Below are 21,020 nucleotides of genomic sequence, written 5' to 3'. Positions count from 1 at the left end.
GGCGGCTTTTCTTTCGGCCCTGCGGCCTTATTTGCCTATTTGTTGTTCGCCGTGGCTCACCGCGTGGAACTGCGGGGCACGGACTTTGGGCTGGCGCGGAGGGCGTTCGATGGCGTCGGGGCCGTCCAGGGTGCGGATCATGCCGGGCTCGGCCTGGATGTTCTGCGCCAGCTGGCCCTTGGGGCCCTGCTGCAGCTCGAACGTGACGCGTGAGCCCTGCTTGAGCGTCTTGAATCCCTCCATCGCGATCGCGGAGAAATGCGCAAAAACATCGGCGCCACCACCATCGGGCTCGATGAAGCCGAAGCCCTTAGCGTCGTTAAACCATTTGACTGTGCCGGTCGCCATTGTCGCGCCCCCCTTTTTTTGCTTCCCTCAACCTGCGGGCGAGTGTGCGACAGTTCGGGTCAGGGTGTCAATATTTCCACTTAATGAAAGTTTTTCCCGCGTATCCACTCCTACAGACTGCGAAAAAGGGAGGGCGTCCGGAAGAATCCGGCATGCCTGCCGGGCATCTTGCGGGGCTGTCGCTTGAATGTGACGGGACCGCCTCCAATTCACATGCAGGGGGCAGGTGGTTGTCACCGTCGATAGAATGATTTTCATGGCCAGTCAGACACCCACACCAGCGCCGGTCGCGCCGACAACGCGGCCGCCGCCGGATGATGGCGGGTCGGTGGTGCTGGAGCGGCGTACCCAGCGCACCAAACCCCCGCAGATGTACCAGGTCGTCATGCTTAACGACGACTACACACCGATGGAATTCGTGGTGGTGGTCCTACAGGAGTATTTCAGCAAGGACCGCGAAGCCGCCACCCAGATCATGCTCAAGATCCATCTAGACGGAAAAGGCGTGTGCGGCGTGTTCTCCAAGGACGTGGCTGCCACCAAAGTACAGCAGGTGCAGGATGCAGCCCGGCATGCGGGACATCCCCTGCAGTGTTTGAGCGAACCCCTGGATTAGCAGGGTGCTCAAAGAAGGATAGAGTTAGTTGTGAACGTAGCAAGGCAAAAGGAAAGCTCATGATTGCCCAGGAACTGGAAGTCAGCCTCCATATGGCGTTCGTGGAAGCGCGGCAGCAGCGCCACGAATTCATCACCGTGGAGCATTTGTTGCTGGCCCTGCTGGACAATCCCAGCGCGGCCGAGGTGCTGCGGGCGTGTTCCGCGAACATCGACGACCTGCGCAAGTCGCTGTCCAATTTCATCAAGGACAACACCCCGCAGGTCGCCGGCACCGACGACGTGGACACCCAGCCCACGCTGGGGTTCCAGCGCGTGATCCAGCGCGCCATCATGCACGTGCAGAGCACGGGCAACGGCAAGAAGGAAGTCACCGGCGCCAACGTGCTGGTGGCGATCTTCGGCGAGAAGGACTCGCACGCCGTCTACTATCTGCACCAGCAGGGCGTCACCCGCCTCGACGTGGTGAACTACATCGCCCACGGCATCAAGAAGAGCGACCCGCCGGAGCCCACCAAGAGCGGTGAAGCCTCCTCGGGCGAAGCCGACGAGTCGGGTGGCGAAAAGAACGAGAAGGCCTCGCCGCTGGAGCAGTTCACCCAGAACCTGAACCAGGCGGCCAAGGAAGGCAAGATCGATCCGCTGATCGGCCGCGAATACGAGGTCGAGCGCGTCATCCAGATCCTATGCCGCCGGCGCAAGAACAACCCGCTGCTGGTGGGCGAAGCCGGCGTGGGCAAGACGGCCATCGCCGAAGGCCTGGCCTGGCGCATCGTGCAAAAGGAAGTGCCGGAGATCCTGGCCGACTCCAGCGTCTACTCGCTGGACATGGGCGCGCTGCTGGCGGGCACCAAGTACCGCGGTGACTTCGAGCAGCGCCTGAAGGGTGTGCTGCGCTCGCTGAAGGACAAGCCCAACGCGATCCTGTTCATCGACGAGATCCACACGCTCATCGGCGCGGGCGCGGCTTCGGGCGGAACGCTGGACGCCAGCAACCTGCTGAAGCCGGCGCTGTCCTCGGGCAACCTCAAGTGCATCGGCGCAACCACGTTCACCGAGTACCGCGGCATCTTCGAGAAGGACGCGGCGCTGTCGCGGCGCTTCCAGAAGGTCGACGTGGTCGAACCGAGCGTGGAGCAGACGATCGAGATCCTCAAGGGCCTGAAGTCGCGCTTCGAGGAGCACCACAGCGTGAAGTACGCGGCCGGGGCGCTGCAGGCGGCCGCCGAGCTGTCGGCCAAGTACATCAATGACCGGCACCTGCCGGACAAGGCCATTGATGTGATCGACGAGGCCGGCGCTGCCCAGCGCATCCTGCCGGTGAGCAAGCGCAAGAAGACGATTTCCAAGGCCGAGGTCGAGGAGATCGTGGCCAAGATCGCGCGCATTCCGCCGGCCTCGGTGTCCAATGACGACCGCGGCAAGCTGGCCACGCTGGAGCGCGACCTGAAGAGCGTGGTCTTCGGCCAGGACAAGGCGCTGGAAGTGCTCGCCGCGTCGGTGAAGATGGCGCGTTCGGGCCTGGGCCGGTCCGACAAGCCGATCGGCGCCTTCCTGTTCTCTGGCCCCACGGGTGTCGGCAAGACGGAAGCGGCCAAGCAGCTGGCCTACATCATGGGCATCGAGCTGCTGCGCTTCGACATGTCGGAGTACATGGAGCGGCACGCGGTGTCGCGCCTGATCGGCGCGCCTCCGGGCTACGTGGGCTTCGACCAGGGAGGCCTGCTGACCGAGGCCATCACCAAGAAGCCGCACTCCGTGCTGCTGCTCGACGAGATCGAAAAGGCGCACCCGGACATCTTCAACGTGCTGCTGCAGGTGATGGACCACGGTACGCTGACCGACAACAACGGGCGCAAGGCCGACTTCCGCAACGTGATCATCATCATGACCACCAACGCGGGCGCCGAGTCCCTGAACAAGGCGGTGATGGGCTTCACGAACGTGAAGGAAGCCGGCGACGAGATGGCCGACATCAAGCGGCTGTTCACGCCCGAGTTCCGTAACCGCCTGGACGCCATCGTCAGCTTCAAGGCGCTGGACGAGCAGGTCATCCTGCGCGTGGTCGACAAGTTCCTGCTGCAGCTGGAGCAGCAACTGGCCGAAAAGAAGGTGGAAGTCACCTTCACCGACCAGTTGCGCAAGCACCTGGCGAAGAAGGGCTTCGATCCGCTGATGGGCGCGCGGCCGATGCAGCGCCTGATCCAGGACACGATCCGCCGCTCGCTGGCTGACGAACTGCTGTTCGGCCGGTTGACAGACGGTGGCCGCCTCACGGTGGACATCGAACTGAAGACCGACGAGAAGGGCGCCGAAGTGGCCGACGTGCTGCTGGATATCCAGCCGCTGCCGAAGAAGGAAGGCAAGTCGCGCCCCGAGCCGGAGGAAGTCTCCAGCAGCGATTGACGCGGGGGCTTCGCCCTTTGCCTGAAAGCCGCCTACGGGCGGCTTTTTTCTTGGGCGACGTCCGCCAGCAGGTAGCGGTCGAACCAGGTGGGGAATGCCGCCGCCAGGTGCCTGGGACCGCGTACTTCCAGGCCCATCCGCTTTGCTTCCAGGAAGCTCACGTCGCCGCGCCACCAGGCCACCAGCGCGGGCAGCTTCGCGCGCACCAGCAGCGGGTCCGGGAAGCCCGGGTTCTCCAGGCAGAACGCCACCTCCGACGCCTTGAGCAGCAGGAACCGCGGCCGAGCGCCGTCCACCTCGAAGCGCACCACGATGGGCGCGGCGGGCAGGGCGTCGCGGCGCACGCGCCGCTGCATGTCGACGAAGAGTGGTTCGGCGTCGAGGTCCTCGTCCTGCGCCCGCCGTGCCAGCCAGCGCTGGCCCCAGGTGCCGAGCGCCATGACGACGGCGCCCAGTTCGCGGCCGGCTTCGGTGAGCGCGTATTCCGGCCCCGCGTCGCCTTGCTCGCGCACGACCGCGCCCGCGTCCGCCAGCTCCTGCAATCGCTCGGACAGCATGGTCTTGGAGATGCGGGGGATGCCGCGGCGGATGTCGTTGAAGCGCCGGCTGCCGCACAGCAGCTCGCGCAGCACGAGTACGGTCCAGCGCCGGCCAATGGCCTCGTGGGCGCGCGCGATCGAGCAGAACTGGCCATAGCCGGGCATCACGGCAAAGTAGCACATCGCGGTACGGTGCGGTGGTCCGGATTCCGTACCCCCGCGCCATGCCGCACGCCGCCAGAATGCGCCGATGACGCACTCCCCAGCCACCATCCTCGAGACGATCGGCAACACGACGCTGCTGCCGCTTCGGCACGTCGTGCCGGCGAACGGCGCCCGCATCCTGCTGAAGCTCGAAAGCGAGAACCCGACCGGCAGCATGAAGGACCGGATGGCGCTGGCGATGATCGCGGCGCCCGAGGCCGATGGCAGGCTGCCGCCCGGCGGCGCGGTGATCGAGTACACCGGCGGCAGCACCGGCGTGTCGCTGGCGCTGGTCTGCGCCGTGAAACGCCATCCGCTGCATATCGTGAGCTCGGACGCCTTCGCCAGGGAGAAGCTCGACCACATGCGGCTGCTCGGCGCGCGGCTGACGCTGATCCCGAGCGACGGCGGCCGGATGACCGAGACGCTGACCAAGAACATGATCGCCGAGGCCGGCCGCATCGCCGCTGCCACCGGCGCCTACCTGACCGACCAGATGCGCAACACCGACCAGGTCGCCGCGTACACGCAGCTGGCGGCGGAACTCTGGGAGCAGACCGGCGGCCGCATCGACGGCTTCGTGCAAAGCGTCGGCACCGCGGCCTCGCTGCGCGGCACGGCCCAGGCGCTGCGGCAGCGCGATGCGCGCATCCGCATGGTCGCGGTCGAGCCGGCGGAGTCCGCCGTGCTGTCGGGCGGGCCGTCCGGCGCACACAAGATCGACGGCGTCGGCGCGGGCTACATCGTGCCGCTCTGGCGGGACGGAATCGCAGACCACATCGAGCGCGTGTCCACTGACGAAGCGAAAGCCATGGCATGGCGGCTGGCGCGCGAAGAGGGCCTGTTCTGCGGCACATCGACCGGCGGCAACGTCATCGCCGCACTGCGCCTGGCCGAGCGCCTGGGGCCCGGCGCGACCATCGTCACGCTGATGTGCGACTCCGGAATGAAATACCTCAAGACCTTTTCGCAGGACCTTTTTTCGCAGGAATTGGCTTAGCCAGCACGCCGCCCAGCAGCAGCGCCACCGCCTGGTCGGCGATCTGCTCGGGCGTGAACTCGCCGTCTTCCCGGTACCAGCGGCCGACCCAGCTGAGCGCACCGGCGAGCAGGAAGGCGGCCAGCTTGGGATCGCAGGGCGCGATGGAGCCTTCGGCGATGCCTTGCGCGAGCAGGTGGCGGAACTGCCCGTCGATGCCGGCCTTCAGCCGCCGCAGCTCCTTGCGCCGCGGCGCGGGCAGCGGGTCCTCGCCGATGCGGATCACGCACTTGCCGAACTCCTGCGTCACCACGTTCGCGTAGCTGCGCATGCAGGCCACCAGCTGGTCCAGCGCGCGGCCGCCGGCCGCGCGCACCGCGTCGATTTCGCCGCGCATCATCTCCAGCGCGGTGCGCACGCACTCGAGCAGGATGTCGTCCTTGCTCTTCACGTAGTAGTAGAGCGTGGGCTTGGTCACGTGCAGCCGCTCGGCGATGTCGTCCAGCGAGGTGGCGTGGTAGCCGCGCTCGTTGAACAGCTTGGCGGCCGTCTGCAGCACCGCCTGGCGCTTGCTCTCGCGCTGCAGCGCCCGCGCGCCCGGCTTGGTCCAGGGCGAGGCGGGAGCGGCCTTGCGGCGCGGCGGCGATGTCGTCATCTGCGGGTTCGGTGGGCGGGTTCGCTCGGGTAAGTCCTGATGCCTTGGCCGGCCGAGCTGTCGAAGATCGATGCACGTTACCGGTGAGTAAGTTTACGGAAAACAAGCTGCGCATCGGCCAGCGCAAACCCTGATGTCTCCACCCACGCCGACCACGCCATCCGATGCCGCCGCCGACGCGCCCGTGCTGCGCGTGGAAGCGTTGACGCTCGCCTTCGGCGGCGTGAAGGCGCTGACCGAGGTGAGCTTCTCGGTGCAGCCGGGCACCATCACCGCCGTCATCGGTCCCAACGGCGCGGGCAAGACGTCCCTCTTCAACACCATCTCGGGCTTCTACCGCCCAGCCTCGGGGCGCGTGGTGTTCGAAGGCCGCGACATCGCCAGCGTGCCCGCGCCGCAGCGTGCCAAGCTGGGCCTGGCGCGCAGCTTCCAGAACATCGCGCTGTTCCGAGGCATGACCGTGCTGGACAACATCAAGCTGGGCCGCCACGCGCACCTGAAGACCAACGTGCTGGAGGCGCTGTTCTACGCCGGCCGCGCGCGGCGCGAGGAGGCCGAGTTGCGCCGCGAGATCGAGGAGCGCGTGATCGACTTTCTGGAAATCGACCACATCCGCCACGCGCCGGTGGCGGCGCTGCCGTACGGCCTGCAAAAGCGCGTGGAGATGGCGCGCGCGCTGGCCATGCGGCCCAAGGTGCTGATGCTCGACGAGCCCGTGGCTGGCATGAACCGCGAGGAAACCGAGGACATGGCGCGCTTCATCCTCGACGTGCGGCGCGAGTGGGGCATCACCGTGCTGATGGTGGAGCACGACATGGGCATGGTGATGGACCTGTCCGACCACGTGGTGGTGCTCAATTTCGGGCAGGTGATCGCGCAGGGCACGCCGGCCGAGGTGCAGGCGGATCCGGAAGTGGTGCGCGCATATCTCGGCTCAGGCGATGTCGGCGACCTGCGGCGCCGGCTGCGCGGCGCTGGAGCGGATGCGTCGGCCAGCGCGCCGCTGGCGGAGGCGGCCTGATGGATTGGGGCTACCTGTTCGAGATCACGCTCACCGGCGTGGCCGGCGGCGGGCTGTATGCGCTGGCGGCGCTGTCCTTCGTGCTGGTCTACAAGGCCACGCGCGTGGTGAACATCGCCATCGGCGAGATGCTGATGGCGGGTGCGTATCTCTTCTTCGCCTTCGCCACCACGCTGGCGCTGCCGCTGTGGCTGGCGATTCCGGGCGCGGTGCTGGGCACCGGCCTGCTGGGCGCGGTCATCGAGCGCACCATGATCCGCCCGCTGCTGGGCGAGCCGCCGATCTCCGTGTTCATGGTGACCGTGGGCCTGGGCTCGATCCTGGTCGGTTTGGTGGAAATCATCTGGACCGCGGACCAGCGCCGCCTGCCCGAGTTCATGCCGAACACGCCCGTGACCATCGGAGAGGCCTTCATCGCGCCCAAAGTGGCCTACGGCGCGCTCACCGCCGTGGTGCTGATCGCCGCGGTGCTGCTGCTGTTTCGCTTCTGGCGCGGCGGCGTGGCGCTGCGCGCGACCGCCTCCGACCAGGGCGCGGCGTACATGATGGGCATCAACGTGCCGCGGGTGTTCTCGCTGGCCTGGGTGGCCTCCGCCATGATCGCCGCGGTGGCGGGCATCGTGGTCGGCGCCATCGGCGGCATCTCTTCCAGCATGGGCGTGTTCGGCCTGTCGGTGCTGGTGGTGGTGATCGTGGGCGGCCTCGACAGCATCCTGGGCGCGCTGGTCGGCGGCCTGTTCATCGGGCTGGTGGAAGCGCTGGCCGGCTCCTTCCTCGGTGCCGAGTACAAGCTGCTCGCCACCTTCGTCACGCTGGTGATCGTGCTGATGCTGCGGCCCTACGGCCTGTTCGGCACGCACGAGATCGAGCGCCTGTAGGAACTCCGCATGCGCATCGGAACGCTCAAGGAAAGCTACGTCGCCGACGCGGTGCTGTTCGACTCCGCCACCCAGAAGGTGTGGCTGGCGGCCGGCGCGGCGCTGCTGGTGCTGTTCCCGTTCGTGGCCAACGAGTACTGGCTGTACCTGGCCTGCCTGGTGGCGATCAACGTGGCCAGCGCCACCGGCCTGAACATCCTGACGGGCTACACCGGCCTGGTGAGTCTCGGGCAGGCGGCGTTCATGGGCCTGGGCGCCTACACGGCGGCCATCCTGCAGGCGCGCTGGAACCTGCCATTCCTGCTGAACATCGCCGCAGGCGGCGCGGTGGCCATGCTGGGCGGGCTGGTGGTCGGCATTCCCTCGCTGCGCGTGAAAGGCCTGTACCTGGCCATCGCCACCATCGCGGCCTCGTTCATCGCGCACCACCTGTTCGCCAACCTCGCCATTACCGGCGGCACGCGCGGCATGTCGATGCAGCCGGCCATGTTCTTCGGCCTGCCGCTGGACACCTCGTTCCGCCTGTACTGGCTGATCGTGCCCATCACCATCCTGATGCTGCTGGGCACGGCCAACCTGTTCCGCACGCGCGTGGGCCGCGCCTTCATCGCCATCCGCGACCGCGACATCTCCGCCGCCGTGCTGGGCATCCCGCTCCTGCGCTACAAGCTGCTCTCGTTTGGCCTGTCGTCGTTCTTCGCGGGCGTGGCGGGCGCGCTGTGGGCCTACTTCTTCCGGGTGGTCACGCCGGAGAGTTTTCCGCTGCTGATGTCCATCTTCTTTCTGGCCGCCATCATCGTCGGCGGCATGGGCACGGTACTCGGCGCCATCCTGGGCGCGGTCTTCATGACCATGGTGCCGGAGCTGCTCAAGCTGGTGTTCGACCTGCTGCCCGGCGGCAACGAGAAGACCGTGTTTCTCTCGCCCGTGCGCACCGTGGTGTTCGGCCTGCTGATCGTGGGCTTCCTGGTGTTCGAGCCGCACGGGCTCGCCGAAGTGTGGCGGCGCATCCGCCGGTTCTTCCATCTCTGGCCTTTCCGCAACTGACAAGGAGACAAGCATGCCATCCGATCACTCCCGCCGCTCCGGCTTCTCGCCCCGCCGCCGCGACGTCATGCTGGCCGCCGGCGCCGCGCTGGCCGCGCCGTCGCTGGTGCGTGCGCAGGCCGCCGAAGACCTCGTCATCGGCGGCTCCATCCCGATGACGGGCGTGTTCGCCTTCGCGGGCATCGGCATCAATGCCGGCATCGCCGACTACGTGAAGATCGTCAACGACGCGGGCGGCATCAAGGGCCGCAAGGTGCGCTATGTGCCCGAAGACACCGGCTACAAGGTCGACGCATCGGTGGCGGCGTTCAAGAAGATCACCAGCCAGAACAAGGTCAACCTGTATTACGGCGACTCCACCGGCTTCGCCAAGACCATCAACCCCGAGCTGGACCGCAACGGCCAGATCCTGATGGCCGGCGCCTCGTTCGCCACCGAGCTGAACGACCCGAAGAAGTACCCCAACCAGTTCCTGGTCGGCCCCGACTACACCGAGATGATCGGCATCCTGCTGCGCCACATCGCCAAGGAGAAGCCGGGCGCCAAGGTTGCGTTCGTGTATTCCGACTCTGAGTTCGGCCGCGACCCCATCGACGAGAGCGAGGCGCTCGCAAAGAAGATGGGCCTGAACGTGGCCGTGAAGCTGATGACGCCGCCCGGCAACGTGGACGTGTCCACCGAGGTCATCAAGCTGCGCCGCGCCGCGCCCGACTACACCATCTTCCACGGCTACATCCTGGCGCCCATTCCCGAGTTCATCACCCAGGGCAAGCAGCAGGGCATGACCAGCAAGTGGATGGGCACCTTCTGGACCATGGACAGCTCCACCGTCATGAAAATGGGCGATGCGGGCGACGGTTTCATGGGCGTGATGCCCTACCGCTACCACTACGACACCTCGGCCAAGTCCCCCATGCTGGACAAGATCCGCGCCATGCGCCCGGAGTACCAGAGCACGGCCTACATGCAGGGCTTTCTCACCGCCATGCTGCTGGTGGAAGCGGCCAGGCGCACGCTGGACGCGGGCAAGCCGCTGACCGGCGCCAACCTGAAGGCCTCGCTCAACACCATCAAGGATTTCGACACCGGCGGCATCATCGGCGTGCCGGTCACCATCAAGGGCAACTCCATCCCGGTCGGCCGTGTCTACCGCGCCGACATGAAGGCGCAGAAGATGGTGCCAGCGTCCGACTGGATCGTGCTGTAAGCGCGTGGAAACAGGCGCGGTGGCTGCGGCGGGGGCAAAGGAAACCACGGTTGACCTCGTGCTGGAGGTCAACAACATCGAGGTGGTCTACAACAAGGTCGTGCAGGTGCTGCGCGGCCTGTCGCTGGCCGTGCCGCGCGGCCGCATCGTGGCGCTGCTGGGCAGCAACGGCGCCGGCAAGTCCACCACGCTCAAGGCGATTTCGGGCCTGCTGCCGCTGGAAGATGGCGAACTGCAGGCCGGCGAGATCCGGCTGCATGGGCAGGACACCGCGCGGCTCGCGCCGCAGCAGCTGGTGCACCGCGGCCTGGGCCACGTGATGGAGGGCCGGCGCGTGTTCGAGGACCTGACTGTGGAGGAGAACCTGGTCGCCGCCACCTACGCGCTGGCCGGCCGCGCCGCCGCGCCGCGCGACTTCGACGCCGTCTACGGCTACTTTCCGCGCCTGCACGAGCGGCGCAAAGGCCTGGCCGGGTACCTGTCGGGCGGCGAGCAGCAGATGCTGGCGATCGGCCGCGCGCTGGTCGGCGAGCCCACGCTGATGCTGCTGGACGAGCCCTCGCTCGGCCTCGCGCCGCAGCTGGTGGAGGAGATCTTCACCATCATCGCGCGCATCAACGCCGAGCGCGGCGTCTCCATGCTGCTGGTGGAGCAGAACGCCAGCATCGCGCTGGCGGTGGCGCACAGCGGCTACATCATGGAAAACGGCAAGATCGTGATCGACGGCAGTGCCGAACGGCTGGCGGCCGATCCCGACGTGCGCGAGTTCTACCTGGGCTTGGGCGGCGGCGACCAGGCCAGGAGCTTCCGCGGGCTCAAGCACTACAAGCGCCGCAAGCGCTGGCTGTCATGAACGCGGCTTTCGCCAATCCGCTGCCGGAAAAAACGCTGCCGCAGATGCTGCGTGAGCAGGCGCGCATCCGGCCCGACCGCATCGCCATCCGCCAGAAGGACTTTGGCATCTGGCAGCCGCTCACCTGGGCCGGCTACCTGCGGCGCGCCACCCACGTGGCCCTGGGTTTCGTGGCGCTGGGCGTGCCGCGCGGCGGCCATGTGGCGGTGATCTCGGAGAACCGGCTCGAGTGGGTACTGTCGCAGATGGGCGCGAGCCTCATCGGCGCGGTGACGGTCGGCGTCTATCCGACCAGCCCGCCCAACGAGGTGGCGTATGTGGTGGGCCATGCCGACGTCGACGTGATCGTCTGCGAGGACCAGGAGCAGGCCGACAAGATCCTGGCCTGCATCGGGCAGCTGCCGCGCCTGAAACGCATCGTGGTGATGGAGACCAAGGGCCTGGCGAGCTACGCACCCGAGGAGCGCGCGCGCATCCTCAGCTTCGCCGAGCTGGAGCAGGCCGGCGCCGCGGTGCAGGCCGAGGAAGGCCCCGAGCGCGTCGACGCAGCGCTGGGCGCGCAGCAGCTGGACGACCTGGCGCTGATGGTCTACACGTCCGGCTCCACCGGCGCACCCAAGGGCGCGATGCTGTCCTGGCGCGCCATTCGCGGCGTGGTGCCCGGCATCGTCGACCGGCTGGAACTCTCGACGGAGACAACGCACCTGTCGTACCTGCCGCTGTGCCACGTGGCCGAACAGATGCTGACCTGCTTCGTGCCGCTGTACCTGGGCTCGCTGGTGAATTTCGGCGAATCCATCCGCACGGTGCAGGAAGACCTGCGCGAGGTGGCGCCCAACATGTTCATCGGCGTGCCGCGCATCTGGGAAAAGCTGCACGCGTCCATCAGCATCAAGATGCAGGAGGCGGGCGCTCCCGCGCGCTGGCTGTTCCGCCGGGCATACGCCGCCTGCGCGCCGATGGCGGAGAAGCCGCGCACGGAGTGGTCGCTGGGCGAGCGGCTGCGCTTTGCCGTGTCGTACTGGCTGGTGTTCCGCGCGCTGCAGAACTTCATCGGCCTGCGCGCGTGCCGCGTCGCCATGACGGGCGCGGCGCCGATCCCGCAGGACATCGTGCGCTTCTTCCGTGTGCTGGGCGTACCGCTGGTGGAGGTGTACGGCCTGACGGAAACCGCCGGCATGGTCACCGGGCACCGCGGCGACGGCGTGCGCATCGGCACCGTCGGCCCGCCCACCCTGGGCGTGGAGGTGCGCCAGGGAGAACAGGGCGAGCTGCTGGTGCGCGGCGACATGGTGTTCAGCGGCTACTACAAGAATCCGGAAGCGACGGCTGCGGCGCTGCAGGATGGCTGGCTGCACACCGGCGACGTGGTGGAGCTCGCGCCCGACGGCCACGTGCGCATCGTGGACCGGCTGAAGGACATCATCATCACGGCGGGCGGCAAGAACCTCACGCCCTCGGAGATCGAGAACACGATGAAGGCCAGCCCCTTCATCAAGGAATGCATCGTCATCGGTGAGGGCCGGCGCTTCGTCTCGGCGCTGGTGCAGATCGACTACGAGACGGTGGGCAAGTGGGCCGAGGCGCAGCGCCTGGCCTTCACGCATTTCCGTTCGCTGGTGGACAACCCGCGCGTGCGTGCACTGGTGGATGAAGAGATCCGGCGCGGCAACGAGCGGCTGGCGCAGGTGGCGCAGATCCGCAAATTCCACCTGCTGACCAAGGAACTGGACCACGACGACGGCGAGGTCACGGCCACCATGAAGGTGCGGCGTTCCAGCATCTACAAGACGTATGCCCCGGAGATCGAGGCGCTGTACGCCTGACGCCGCCCGGCCGTTCAGAGGCCGGCGGTGATGGCCTTCCAGTGCTTCGGCTCCACCGGCGTGATCGACAGCCGGTTGCCTTTTTTCAGCACCAGCATCTCGGCCAGCTCGGGCCGCGCACGCAGCACGGGCAGGGTGATGTTGGGAATCTTTCGGAGCACCTGCACGTCCACCAGCAGCCAGCGCGGCTCCTCGGGTTTGGACGCCGGGTCGTAATAGGGCGACTTGGGATCGAACTGCGTCGGGTCCGGGTAGGCCGTGGACGCCACCCGCGCGATGCCGACGATGCCCGGCTCGGCGCAGCTGGAGTGGTAGAACAGCACGCCGTCGCCCACCCGCATGCCGTCGCGCATGAAATTGCGCGCCTGGTAGTTGCGCACGCCGGTCCAGGCAACGGTGGACTGGGGCGCGGCCAGCGCGTCGTCCACCGACACGTCGGCGGGTTCTGATTTCATCAGCCAGTGGTTCATTGCGCGCTGATTATGATTCCGCGATGCCCGATCTGCCTACCTTCGCGCCCGCGCCCGCGCTCCCGTCCCCGCTGCGCATCGCCGTCATGGGCGCCGGCGCGGTCGGCTGCTACTACGGCGGCATGCTGGCGCGCGCCGGCCATGCCGTGACCCTGGTCGCACGGCCGAACCACGCCGAGGCCATCGCACGCGACGGCCTTCGGCTGCAGAGCAAGGACTGGGACGAACAGGTGCGCCTGGGCGCCGCCACAGACGCGTCGGGCGTGCGCGGCGCGCAGGCGGTGCTGTTCTGCGTGAAGTCCATGGACACCGAAGCGGCCGGCGCGCAGATGCTGCCGCATCTGGCCAGCGACGCGCTGGTGCTGTGCCTGCAGAACGGCGTGGACAACGCCGATCGGCTGCGTGCCGTGCTGCCGCGCCACCGCGTGGCCGCGGCCGTGGTCTACGTCGCCACGGAAATGGCGGGCCCGGGACATGTGCGGCACAACGGCGGCGGCGAACTGGTGATCGAGCCGTCCCCCATGGCCGATGCGCTGGCGCAGGCGCTGGCGCAGGCGCTGGCCGCGGCCGGCGTGAAGGTCACGCTGTCGGACAACGTGCGCGGCGCGCTGTGGTTCAAGCTGGTCATCAACTGCGCCTACAACGCGATTTCCGCCATCGCGCAGCGGCCCTACGGCGAAACCGTGCCGGGCGCCGGCGTCCGCGAGGTGATGCGCGACGTGGTGAACGAATGCCTGGCCGTGGCGAAAGCCGAAGGCGTGCAGGTGCCCGGCGACGTCGATGCCAGCCTGCGCAGGATCGTCGACACCATGCCCGCCCAGTCCTCGTCCACCGCGCAGGACCTGGCGCGCGGCAGGCCGACCGAGATCGACTACCTCAACGGCCTGGTGGTGCTGCGCGGCGAAGCCCTGGGCGTGCCGACGCCGGCCAACCGGGTGCTGTGGGCGCTGGTGAAGCTGCTGGAGAGCAAGCCGAAGCCGGCAGGCTAGAGCTTCGCCAGCATGTCCTGCGTGACCAGCACCACCCCGGACGACGTGCGGTGGAACCGCCGCGCGTCCAGGTGTTCGTCTTCGCCGATCACCATGCCTTCGGGAATCTTGCAGCCGCGGTCGATCACCACGCGGCGCAGCCGGCAGCCACGGCCGATCTCGCAGCTGGGCAGGATCACGGCCTGGCTGATGGTGCAGTTGGAATGCACGCGCACGCTGGAGAACAGCACCGCCTCGCGGATGGCCGAGCCCGACACGATGCAGCCGCCCGACACCAGCACGTTGGCGGTTTCGCCCTGGTGGCCGTGCTCGTCGGGCACGAACTTGGCGGGCGGCAGCTGCTCCTGATAGGTCCACACCGGCCAGTCGCTGTCGTACAGGTTCAGCTCGGGCAGCTGCGAGGCCAGGTCCAGGTTGGCGGCCCAGAAGGCGTCCACCGTGCCGACGTCGCGCCAGTACGGGTTGTGGCGGCTGGCCGCCGGCACGCTGGACATGTTGAGCGGATGCGCCAGCGCGCGGCCCTCGGCCACCACGCGCGGAATCACGTTCTTGCCGAAATCGTGCTCGGTCTTCTCGTTGGACATCTCCTCTTCCAGCAGCTGGTAGAGGTAGTCGGCGTTGAATACGTAGATGCCCATGCTGCCGAGCGCGCGGTCCGGCTTGCCCGGCATGCCGGGCGGCTCGGCCGGCTTTTCCAGGAAGTTGGTGATGCGCCGCTGCTCGTCGATGGCCATCACGCCCAGCGCCGTGGCTTCCATGCGCGGCACCTCGATGCAGCCCACCGTGCACTTGCTGCCGCTTTCCACATGGTCCAGCAGCATCAGCGAGTAGTCCATCTTGTAGATGTGGTCGCCGGCCAGCACCAGGATGTATTCGGGCCGGTAGCTGCGCAGGATGTCGATGTTCTGGTAGATGGCGTCGGCCGTGCCGCGGTACCAGTAGGCCTCGTTCACGCGCTGCTGCGCGGGCAGCAGGTCGATGAATTCGTTGGCCTCGCCGCGCAGGAAGTTCCAGCCGCGCTGCAGGTGCCGCAACAGCGAGTGCGACTTGTACTGCGTGAGCACGCCGATGCGGCGGATGCCCGAATTGATGCAATTGGACAGCGCGAAATCGATGATGCGGAACTTGCCGCCGAAATACACCGAGGGCTTGGCGCGCCGGTCGGTCAGTTCGTACAGGCGCGAGCCGCGCCCGCCGGCCAGCACCAGCGCGACCGTGTGCCGGGGCAGGTCGCGCGCGAGCTGCATGCGTTGCGCGGTGTCGATGGCGGTGCCAGGATGCTGGTCGTTGTTGGTCTGTTCCTTGGCCATGGTCCCTGAACGGTCGTTTTTGCTCACTTTGACTGTCCGCGAGCCGCCTGCTGTGGTGTGTAGGACGCAGTCCCCAGAATGCCTCAGCCATGTTTTGCCGTAGCATGGATGAGCTGCAACAAGGAGGCATCGATGGTGACAACCCTGTATACGCCCGCGTTCTGGGTGCTGGGGCGGGTGAGCCTGAGAACGGCGTTCGCGCTGGCGGGCATCCTGTTCCTGGCGCCGGTGCTGGCGGCAGCGGTGGCACCGCCGGGCAGCCTGTCCGCGGCGCTTCCCGTCGTGCTGCTGGCCGCGCTGGCCTGCTACGCGCTGGCGGCACTGCATGCCTTCATCGCGCACGGCATCGATCAGTTGATCCACGTGACCGAACGCATCGCAGGCGGCGAGCTGATGACCGGCCAGGCGCGCGATTCCATGCAGGACCTGGGCACGGACCTGGGGCGCGTGTGGGATTCCATCATGCGCATGAACCAGAGCCTGAGCGGCATCGTCAAGCAGGTGTGGGCCAGCGCCGAGACCATCGCCGCCGGCGCGCGCGGCATGGCGCGCGGCAACACCGAGCTGTCCGAGCGCACGCAGGAGCAGGCCGCCTCGCTGGAGGAAACGGCCTCGGGCATCGCCCAGCTGGCGGCCTCGGCGCGGCAGAACGCCGAGAAATGCGCGCGCGCCGACCAGCTGGCGTCGTCGTCGCGCGAGGTCGCCATCGGCGGCACGCGGCGCATGCAGGACGTGGCGCAGACCATGAAGCGCATCGACGACAACGCACGGCGTGTGGGCGAGATCCTCGGCAGCGTGGAAGGCATCGCCTTCCAGACCAACATCCTGGCGCTCAACGCCGCGGTGGAGGCGGCGCGCGCCGGCGACCAGGGCCGCGGCTTCGCCGTGGTGGCGACCGAGGTGCGCAGCCTGGCGCAGCGCAGCGCGCAGGCGGCCAAGGAGATCAAGCAGATCATCGGCGAATCCACCGGCAGCGTGGTGAAGGGCCGCGAGATCGTGGCCGCCGCCGAGCGCACCATCGGCGAGGTGGTGGCCAGCGTGGAGCAGGTCACGCAGGTGCTGGGCGAGATCGCCCAGGCCTCGCGCGAGCAGAGCACGGGCGTGGAGGAAATCAACCGCGCCATTCTGCAGATCGACTCCGCCACGCAGCAGAACGCCGCGCTGGTGGAGGAGGCCGCCGGCTCGGCCGAAGCGTTCGGCGCCGAATCGGCGCGGCTGGTGCGCGCCATCGGCCGTTTCAAGACCGACCGCGAAGAGGAGCGCGCGCGCGTGGTGGCGCTGGTGAAGGCGGGCGCGCGCCACATCCGCAAGAGCGGCCTGCAGGCGGCCTGCCGCGACTTCATGGACCGGCAATCGGGCTTCTGGAACGGCGAGGAATACATCTTCGTGGTGGACATGCACTGCGTGTGCCTGTCCTACGCGCCCGACCCGTCGCGCGTGGGCCACGACGACAGCGAACGGCGTGACGCCGACGGCAACTTCATGGTCCGCCAGAACGTGGAGCTGGCCCGCACCAACGGCTTCGGCTGGAACGACTACCGCATCGTGAACCCGCGCACCGGCCAGGTGGAACCCAAGTCGGTGTACATCGAGCGGGTCGACGACGTGGTGCTGGGCTGCGGCATCTACCGGCGGGAGACGGCGCAGGAGACGCAGCAGGCACAGGGGGCGCCGGCCTTGCGGCGTGGGGAAGGGTGGGCGAGGTTGGGCGAGGCGGCGAGATAAAGGCGGGTCGCATCAAGGCGGCTGCAGATGAAAAGGAGGCGCTTCACCCTTCCTCCGGCGGCTTCACCTTCTCGAACATCACCAGCAGCATCAGGTCGTAGACCACCTTCAGCACGCCGCCCACCACCAGCGGCCAGCCGAAGCTGGATGCGGTGAGCATCCAGCCCGCCAGCGCGGGGCTCACCGCCGATGCGAAGCTGCGCGGCACCGAGGTCACGCTTGCCGCCGCGGCCCGCTCCTCAGGCTGCACGATGGCCATCACGTACGAGCTGCGGGTCGGCACGTCCATCTGCGACAGCGCGCTGCGCGCCAGCAGCAGCGCCACCACCACCGACAGGTTGTCACAGAACGGGATGACGATCAGGCACAGGCTGGACGGCAGGTGCGTGTACACCATGGTCTGCACCAGGCCGATGCACCCGGCCAGCCGCACCGCCGCCAGGTACGAAAACGCGGTGAGCACGCCGGTCCAGAAGAACAGCGACCCGGCCGCTTCCACCGACATGCCGAAGCGCTGGAACAGCCACAGCGCCAGCAGCGACTGCACGAAGAAGCCACTGCCGAACGCGTCGATGCTGAACAGGCCCGCCAGCACGTAGATGCGCTTGCGCGACGGCCCGAGCGCCGATGCGGTGGGCGCTGGCGATGCCGTGTGTTGGTGGCGCGGCAGGCCGCGGTAGACGAAGGCGACGGCGATGCCGAGCAGGCCGTAAAGCGCGAACGAGGCCGCCAGCGTGGTGCCTTCGTCCAGGCCGGTGGCCTGGACGGCCAGCGGCTGCAGGCCCGCGGCCAGCGCGCCGACGGCGGCCGCCAGGGTGCCGGCCAGGCTGTAGCGGGCGAACACCGCGGTGCGCTTGGCGGGCGGCGTGTCTTCGGCCAATGTCGCGTGCTCCATCGGCATGAACACGCTGATGTCGCCGCCCGAGGGGTTGAGCGTGCCGACCAGCGCGACCAGCATCAGCGGCCAGAAGCCGTGCACCGCGGCCAGGGCGAAACCGGTGAACGCCATCAGCGCCGACGCCGCCAGCAGCACCGTGCGCCGCTGCAGCCGCTGCCCTCGCAAGCCCACGCCCAGCGTGAGCAGCCCGGAGCCGGCGAGCGTGGCGGTGGCGACAAAGCCCACCTCCAGCGGCCGCAGGCCCAGGTGCAGCAGGTACACCGGGAGCAAGAGGCTGACGAAGCCGTCGCCGAAGCCGCGCAGGGCGCGGGCGAGGAGGAGGCGGGTCAGGACGGGCAATGTTCCGGCTTGTAAAGGAGGCGGCTGGTAACTTCCGCCGTCTCCGCCAGCGCCACGCCCTTCTTCCACACCTTCAGCCGGTTCGCCCGCAGCCGGATCGCCTCGATCGGGTCGCGCGCCTGCAGCAGCACGAAGCTGGCGTCGCATCCCGGCGCGATGCCGTAGCCGTCCAGGTGCATCACCTTGGCCGCGTTCCCCGTCACCGCGTCGAAGCAGGCGCGGATGCCTTTCTGGCTGGTCATCTGCGCCACGTGCAGGCCCATGTGCGCCACGTCCAGCATGTCGCCCGAGCCCATGGCGTACCAGGGGTCCATCACGCAGTCGTGGCCGAACGCCACCGTCACGCCGGCGGCCATGAGTTCGGGCACGCGGGTCATGCCGCGGCGCTTGGGATACGTGTCGTGGCGGCCCTGCAGCGTGATGTTGATCAGCGGGTTGGCGATGACGCTGACGCCGCTTTCGGCGATCAGCGGCAGCAGCTTGCTCACGTAGTAGTTGTCCATGCTGTGCATGGAGGTGCAGTGGCTGCCGGCCACGCGGCCCTGCAGGCCCAGGCGCTGCGCCTCGAAGGCCAGCGTCTCGATGTGGCGGCTCATCGGGTCGTCGGTTTCGTCGCAGTGCATGTCCACCAGCGCGCCGCGTTCGGCGGCGATTTCGCACAGCAGCTTCACGCTGGCCGCGCCTTCGCCCATGGTGCGCTCGAAATGCGGAATGCCGCCGACCACGTCCACGCCCTTGTCGAGGGCGCGCTTCAGGTTCTCCACGCCGCCGGGGCTGCGCAGCACGCCGTCCTGCGGAAAGGCGACCAGCTGCAGGTCGATGAAAGGCGCCACGCGCCGCTTCACCTCCAGCAGCGCGTCCACCGCCAGCAGGCGCGGGTCGCTGGTGTCCACGTGGCTGCGGATGGCCAGCAGGCCTTTGGCGATCGCCCAGTCGCAGTACGCCAGCGCGCGCCGCACGATGTCGTCCTGCACCAGCGTCGGCTTGAGTTCGCCCCACAGCTGGATGCCTTCCAGCAGCGTGCCGCTGTCGTTCACGCGCGGCATGCCGTAGCTCAGCACCGAATCCATGTGGAAATGCGGGTCGCAGAAGTGCGGGGTGAGCAGGTAGCCCCGGGCGTCGACGGTGTCGCGCGCCGCGGCCTGCAGGCCCTCGGCCACGTCGATGATCTTGCCGTTTCGCACGGCGACGGACATGTTCGTGCGGCCGTCGGGCAGCGCGGCGTTGGTGACGAGGAGGTCGAGCATCGGCGTTCGCCTTTCCGGTACGGTTGATCAGCGCTCAAAACGGTCCCTGGACATCGAAGGCGCGCTGGATGAACCAGTACGACGCCACGATCGCCACCAGGATCGAGCCGAAGGTCAGCACGCCCACCCGGTAGAACACGGTGCGCCGCAGCCAGAACGCCACCGGCACGAAGGCCACCACGATGGCCAGCTGCCCGAGCTCCACGCCCAGGTTGAAGCCCACCAGCGCCAGCGCCAGCGCGCCCTGCGGGAGGCCCAGGTCGGCCAGCGCCGAGGCGAAGCCGAAGCCGTGGATCAGGCCGAACACGAAGGCCATCACCCAGCGACGCTTTTCGATGGTGCCGCGCAGGTTGTTCAGCGCCGCGACCACCACCGACGCGGCGATGATCGATTCGACGATGCGCGAGGGCAGGCTGACGAAGCCCAGCACCGCCAAGCTCAGGGTGATCGAATGCGCCACGGTGAACGCCGTCACCACCTTCAGCACGCTGAACAGGGCGCTCTTCAGGCTGGGCGCCGGCTCCCAGTGGCGCTGCCGCCGGACCAGCACGGCGGGCAGCAGCAGCGACAGCAGGAACAGGATGTGGTCGAAGCCGATCCAGATGTGCCAGATGCCTTCCACCACGTACTGGCGCAGCGTTTCCAGCGCGCTGGGCGCGCGCACCTGCAGGTTCTGCTCGGCGCTGTCGCCGCTGAACACCAGCGCCTGCGTGGCCGTGCCGCCGGGCGGCACCCATTGCACCAGGCCGCGGTGGGTGGGGTCCACGTCGAACAGCAGCGAGTAGCGCATTTTCAGCGTGGTCTGTGGTGCGGCGCAGCCGGCTTTCAGGCTCAGCACCGCGTAGGTGCCGTCGCTGTGCTTGTCCAGCATCAGTGGCCCGGTCGGCTGCATGGGACAGGTCTGGCCGTCGCCCACCAGCAGCAGGTGCGCGAAGGCCAGGCGCAGGATGTCGTCGTTGCGCTGGCGCACCTCGCCCCAGGTGAGCTCGCCGTTGCCGTCGCGGTCCAGCTGTAGCACGTAGTCCAGGTCGCGCAGCGCGATGTCCCAGCGGATGTCGATGTGGTCCTGCTGCGCGCGCAGGCTCAGGTAGCTGTCGCTGGGCTTGTGCGCCCAGGCTGAGCCCATGCACAGGAAAAACAGGAAGAGGGCGGCGATGCCGGTCCACAGGCGTTTCATCGCGTGCCTCTCTGCAGCTGCTGCGCCAGCTGCGCGAGCCGCGGGTCTTCGTAGCGGCTGGCCTGCAGCCAGTCCAGCGCGGGCTGCGCGGACTTGGGCTGCTTGGCCGCCAGCGCGGTGCGCAGCAGGACCTCGGCGTCGCGCGGCTCCTTTTGCACCTCGTAGTTGCGCTTGGCGAGTGCCAGCGCCTTGGCGGTGTCGCCTTCCACGTCGAGCGCGAAGCGTGCTGCCTCCTGCTCGTGCAGCCGGTCGCCGCGCTGCGCCGCCGCGGCGAAGCGGTCGCGCAG

General features: G+C 68.1%; 19 protein-coding genes and 1 pseudogene. 11 read left to right on the top strand and 9 right to left on the bottom strand.

What is annotated here, in order from left to right; all coding sequences use genetic code 11:
* Positions 1-27: 27 nt before the first annotated feature.
* On the bottom strand, positions 28-348 hold the full coding sequence (locus tag H0U68_RS15885; RefSeq protein WP_296357294.1) for a cold-shock protein: 321 nt from the start codon (positions 346-348) through the stop codon (positions 28-30).
* 247 nt (positions 349-595) lie between these two features.
* On the opposite strand from H0U68_RS15885, the gene clpS reads away from it, so the two are divergent.
* Positions 596-964 carry an ATP-dependent Clp protease adapter ClpS gene (gene clpS, locus H0U68_RS15880; protein ID WP_296357347.1) on the top strand — a complete coding sequence of 123 codons (369 nt, stop codon included), beginning with the start codon at positions 596-598 and terminating at the stop codon, positions 962-964.
* Between the two features lie 59 nt (positions 965-1,023).
* Positions 1,024-3,369: an ATP-dependent Clp protease ATP-binding subunit ClpA gene (gene clpA, locus H0U68_RS15875; RefSeq protein WP_296357292.1), complete on the top strand. Its 2,346-nt coding sequence runs from the start codon at positions 1,024-1,026 to the stop codon at positions 3,367-3,369.
* A 32-nt stretch (positions 3,370-3,401) separates the two neighbouring features.
* On the opposite strand, the gene H0U68_RS15870 is transcribed toward clpA, so the two are convergent.
* Positions 3,402-4,091 (bottom strand): helix-turn-helix domain-containing protein, encoded by a 690-nt coding sequence (locus H0U68_RS15870; RefSeq protein ID WP_296357290.1) that lies wholly within the window; start codon positions 4,089-4,091, stop codon positions 3,402-3,404.
* Between the two features lie 67 nt (positions 4,092-4,158).
* On the opposite strand from H0U68_RS15870, the gene H0U68_RS15865 reads away from it, so the two are divergent.
* Complete coding sequence (locus H0U68_RS15865) at positions 4,159-5,112, top strand: cysteine synthase family protein (protein WP_296357288.1); 954 nt, start codon at positions 4,159-4,161, stop codon at positions 5,110-5,112.
* Here H0U68_RS15865 and H0U68_RS15860 read toward each other — a convergent pair.
* Entirely contained in the window at positions 5,069-5,746 is a 678-nt protein-coding gene (locus tag H0U68_RS15860; protein ID WP_296357286.1) for a TetR/AcrR family transcriptional regulator, read from the bottom strand. The genes H0U68_RS15865 and H0U68_RS15860 overlap by 44 nt on opposite strands.
* 133 nt (positions 5,747-5,879) lie before the next feature.
* Here H0U68_RS15860 and H0U68_RS15855 point away from each other — a divergent pair, with 133 nt between their 5' ends.
* The 6 genes from H0U68_RS15855 to H0U68_RS15830 are packed head-to-tail and all read left to right on the top strand — an operon-like array spanning position 5,880 to position 12,578.
* Entirely contained in the window at positions 5,880-6,767 is an 888-nt protein-coding gene (locus H0U68_RS15855; RefSeq protein WP_296357284.1) for an ABC transporter ATP-binding protein, read from the top strand.
* Positions 6,767-7,645, top strand: coding sequence for a branched-chain amino acid ABC transporter permease (locus tag H0U68_RS15850; RefSeq protein ID WP_296357282.1), 879 nt, complete (start codon positions 6,767-6,769; stop codon positions 7,643-7,645). Before H0U68_RS15855 ends, H0U68_RS15850 begins: the two co-directional genes overlap by 1 nt.
* Before the next feature lie 9 nt (positions 7,646-7,654).
* Positions 7,655-8,692, top strand: coding sequence for a branched-chain amino acid ABC transporter permease (locus tag H0U68_RS15845; RefSeq protein ID WP_296357281.1), 1,038 nt, complete (start codon positions 7,655-7,657; stop codon positions 8,690-8,692).
* A 13-nt stretch (positions 8,693-8,705) separates the two neighbouring features.
* The gene (locus H0U68_RS15840; protein ID WP_296357279.1) at positions 8,706-9,899 is read left to right on the top strand and encodes an ABC transporter substrate-binding protein; all 1,194 of its coding nucleotides are present in this window, start codon (positions 8,706-8,708) and stop codon (positions 9,897-9,899) included.
* Between the two features lie 58 nt (positions 9,900-9,957).
* A complete protein-coding gene (locus tag H0U68_RS15835; protein WP_296357345.1) occupies positions 9,958-10,752 on the top strand; it encodes an ABC transporter ATP-binding protein in 795 nt (264 codons plus the stop codon).
* Entirely contained in the window at positions 10,749-12,578 is a 1,830-nt protein-coding gene (locus H0U68_RS15830; protein ID WP_296357277.1) for an AMP-binding protein, read from the top strand. The genes H0U68_RS15835 and H0U68_RS15830 overlap by 4 nt, the downstream gene beginning before the upstream one ends.
* Positions 12,579-12,592: 14 nt before the next feature.
* Here H0U68_RS15830 and H0U68_RS15825 read toward each other — a convergent pair whose 3' ends face one another.
* A complete protein-coding gene (locus H0U68_RS15825) occupies positions 12,593-13,048 on the bottom strand; it encodes an EVE domain-containing protein (protein WP_296357275.1) in 456 nt (151 codons plus the stop codon).
* A gap of 71 nt (positions 13,049-13,119) precedes the next feature.
* Between H0U68_RS15825 and H0U68_RS15820 the strand changes: the two genes are divergently transcribed.
* A complete protein-coding gene (locus H0U68_RS15820) occupies positions 13,120-14,037 on the top strand; it encodes a 2-dehydropantoate 2-reductase (protein WP_296357343.1) in 918 nt (305 codons plus the stop codon).
* Here the strand turns inward: H0U68_RS15820 and glgC are convergent.
* Complete coding sequence (glgC, locus tag H0U68_RS15815) at positions 14,034-15,284, bottom strand: glucose-1-phosphate adenylyltransferase (protein ID WP_296357341.1); 1,251 nt, start codon at positions 15,282-15,284, stop codon at positions 14,034-14,036. The genes H0U68_RS15820 and glgC overlap by 4 nt on opposite strands.
* Before the next feature lie 195 nt (positions 15,285-15,479).
* Here glgC and H0U68_RS15810 point away from each other — a divergent pair, with 195 nt between their 5' ends.
* Positions 15,480-17,072 (top strand): methyl-accepting chemotaxis protein, encoded by a 1,593-nt coding sequence (locus tag H0U68_RS15810; RefSeq protein ID WP_296357273.1) that lies wholly within the window; start codon positions 15,480-15,482, stop codon positions 17,070-17,072.
* Between the two features lie 43 nt (positions 17,073-17,115).
* On the opposite strand, the gene H0U68_RS15805 is transcribed toward H0U68_RS15810, so the two are convergent.
* From H0U68_RS15805 to H0U68_RS15790, 4 genes and pseudogenes are all read right to left on the bottom strand, one after another.
* Positions 17,116-18,309, bottom strand: coding sequence for an MFS transporter (locus H0U68_RS15805; protein WP_296357271.1), 1,194 nt, complete (start codon positions 18,307-18,309; stop codon positions 17,116-17,118).
* Complete coding sequence (locus H0U68_RS15800) at positions 18,297-19,556, bottom strand: amidohydrolase family protein (protein ID WP_296357268.1); 1,260 nt, start codon at positions 19,554-19,556, stop codon at positions 18,297-18,299. The genes H0U68_RS15805 and H0U68_RS15800 overlap by 13 nt, the downstream gene beginning before the upstream one ends.
* A gap of 34 nt (positions 19,557-19,590) precedes the next feature.
* Positions 19,591-20,733 carry a HupE/UreJ family protein gene (locus H0U68_RS15795; RefSeq protein WP_296357267.1) on the bottom strand — a complete coding sequence of 381 codons (1,143 nt, stop codon included), beginning with the start codon at positions 20,731-20,733 and terminating at the stop codon, positions 19,591-19,593.
* Positions 20,730-21,020 (bottom strand): annotated as a pseudogene (locus H0U68_RS15790) (hypothetical protein); the annotation flags it as partial. The gene H0U68_RS15795 and the pseudogene H0U68_RS15790, both read right to left, overlap by 4 nt.

The organism is Ramlibacter sp. (assembly GCF_013697775.1).
Taxonomy (GTDB): domain Bacteria; phylum Pseudomonadota; class Gammaproteobacteria; order Burkholderiales; family Burkholderiaceae_C; genus Ramlibacter.
This window is presented reverse-complemented; position numbering and strand designations above follow the sequence as displayed.

Excerpts from the sequence above, each read along its gene's own strand:
- H0U68_RS15885 (WP_296357294.1), bottom strand. The coding sequence starts at position 348 with ATGGCGACCGGCACAGTCAAATGGTTTAACGACGCTAAGGGCTTCGGC.
- clpS (WP_296357347.1), top strand. The coding sequence starts at position 596 with ATGATTTTCATGGCCAGTCAGACACCCACACCAGCGCCGGTCGCGCCG.
- clpA (WP_296357292.1), top strand. The coding sequence starts at position 1,024 with ATGATTGCCCAGGAACTGGAAGTCAGCCTCCATATGGCGTTCGTGGAA.
- H0U68_RS15870 (WP_296357290.1), bottom strand. The coding sequence starts at position 4,091 with ATGTGCTACTTTGCCGTGATGCCCGGCTATGGCCAGTTCTGCTCGATC.
- H0U68_RS15865 (WP_296357288.1), top strand. The coding sequence starts at position 4,159 with ATGACGCACTCCCCAGCCACCATCCTCGAGACGATCGGCAACACGACG.
- H0U68_RS15860 (WP_296357286.1), bottom strand. The coding sequence starts at position 5,746 with ATGACGACATCGCCGCCGCGCCGCAAGGCCGCTCCCGCCTCGCCCTGG.
- H0U68_RS15855 (WP_296357284.1), top strand. The coding sequence starts at position 5,880 with ATGTCTCCACCCACGCCGACCACGCCATCCGATGCCGCCGCCGACGCG.
- H0U68_RS15850 (WP_296357282.1), top strand. The coding sequence starts at position 6,767 with ATGGATTGGGGCTACCTGTTCGAGATCACGCTCACCGGCGTGGCCGGC.
- H0U68_RS15845 (WP_296357281.1), top strand. The coding sequence starts at position 7,655 with ATGCGCATCGGAACGCTCAAGGAAAGCTACGTCGCCGACGCGGTGCTG.
- H0U68_RS15840 (WP_296357279.1), top strand. The coding sequence starts at position 8,706 with ATGCCATCCGATCACTCCCGCCGCTCCGGCTTCTCGCCCCGCCGCCGC.
- H0U68_RS15830 (WP_296357277.1), top strand. The coding sequence starts at position 10,749 with ATGAACGCGGCTTTCGCCAATCCGCTGCCGGAAAAAACGCTGCCGCAG.
- H0U68_RS15825 (WP_296357275.1), bottom strand. The coding sequence starts at position 13,048 with ATGAACCACTGGCTGATGAAATCAGAACCCGCCGACGTGTCGGTGGAC.
- glgC (WP_296357341.1), bottom strand. The coding sequence starts at position 15,284 with ATGCAGCTCGCGCGCGACCTGCCCCGGCACACGGTCGCGCTGGTGCTG.
- H0U68_RS15810 (WP_296357273.1), top strand. The coding sequence starts at position 15,480 with ATGGTGACAACCCTGTATACGCCCGCGTTCTGGGTGCTGGGGCGGGTG.
- H0U68_RS15800 (WP_296357268.1), bottom strand. The coding sequence starts at position 19,556 with ATGCTCGACCTCCTCGTCACCAACGCCGCGCTGCCCGACGGCCGCACG.
- H0U68_RS15795 (WP_296357267.1), bottom strand. The coding sequence starts at position 20,733 with ATGAAACGCCTGTGGACCGGCATCGCCGCCCTCTTCCTGTTTTTCCTG.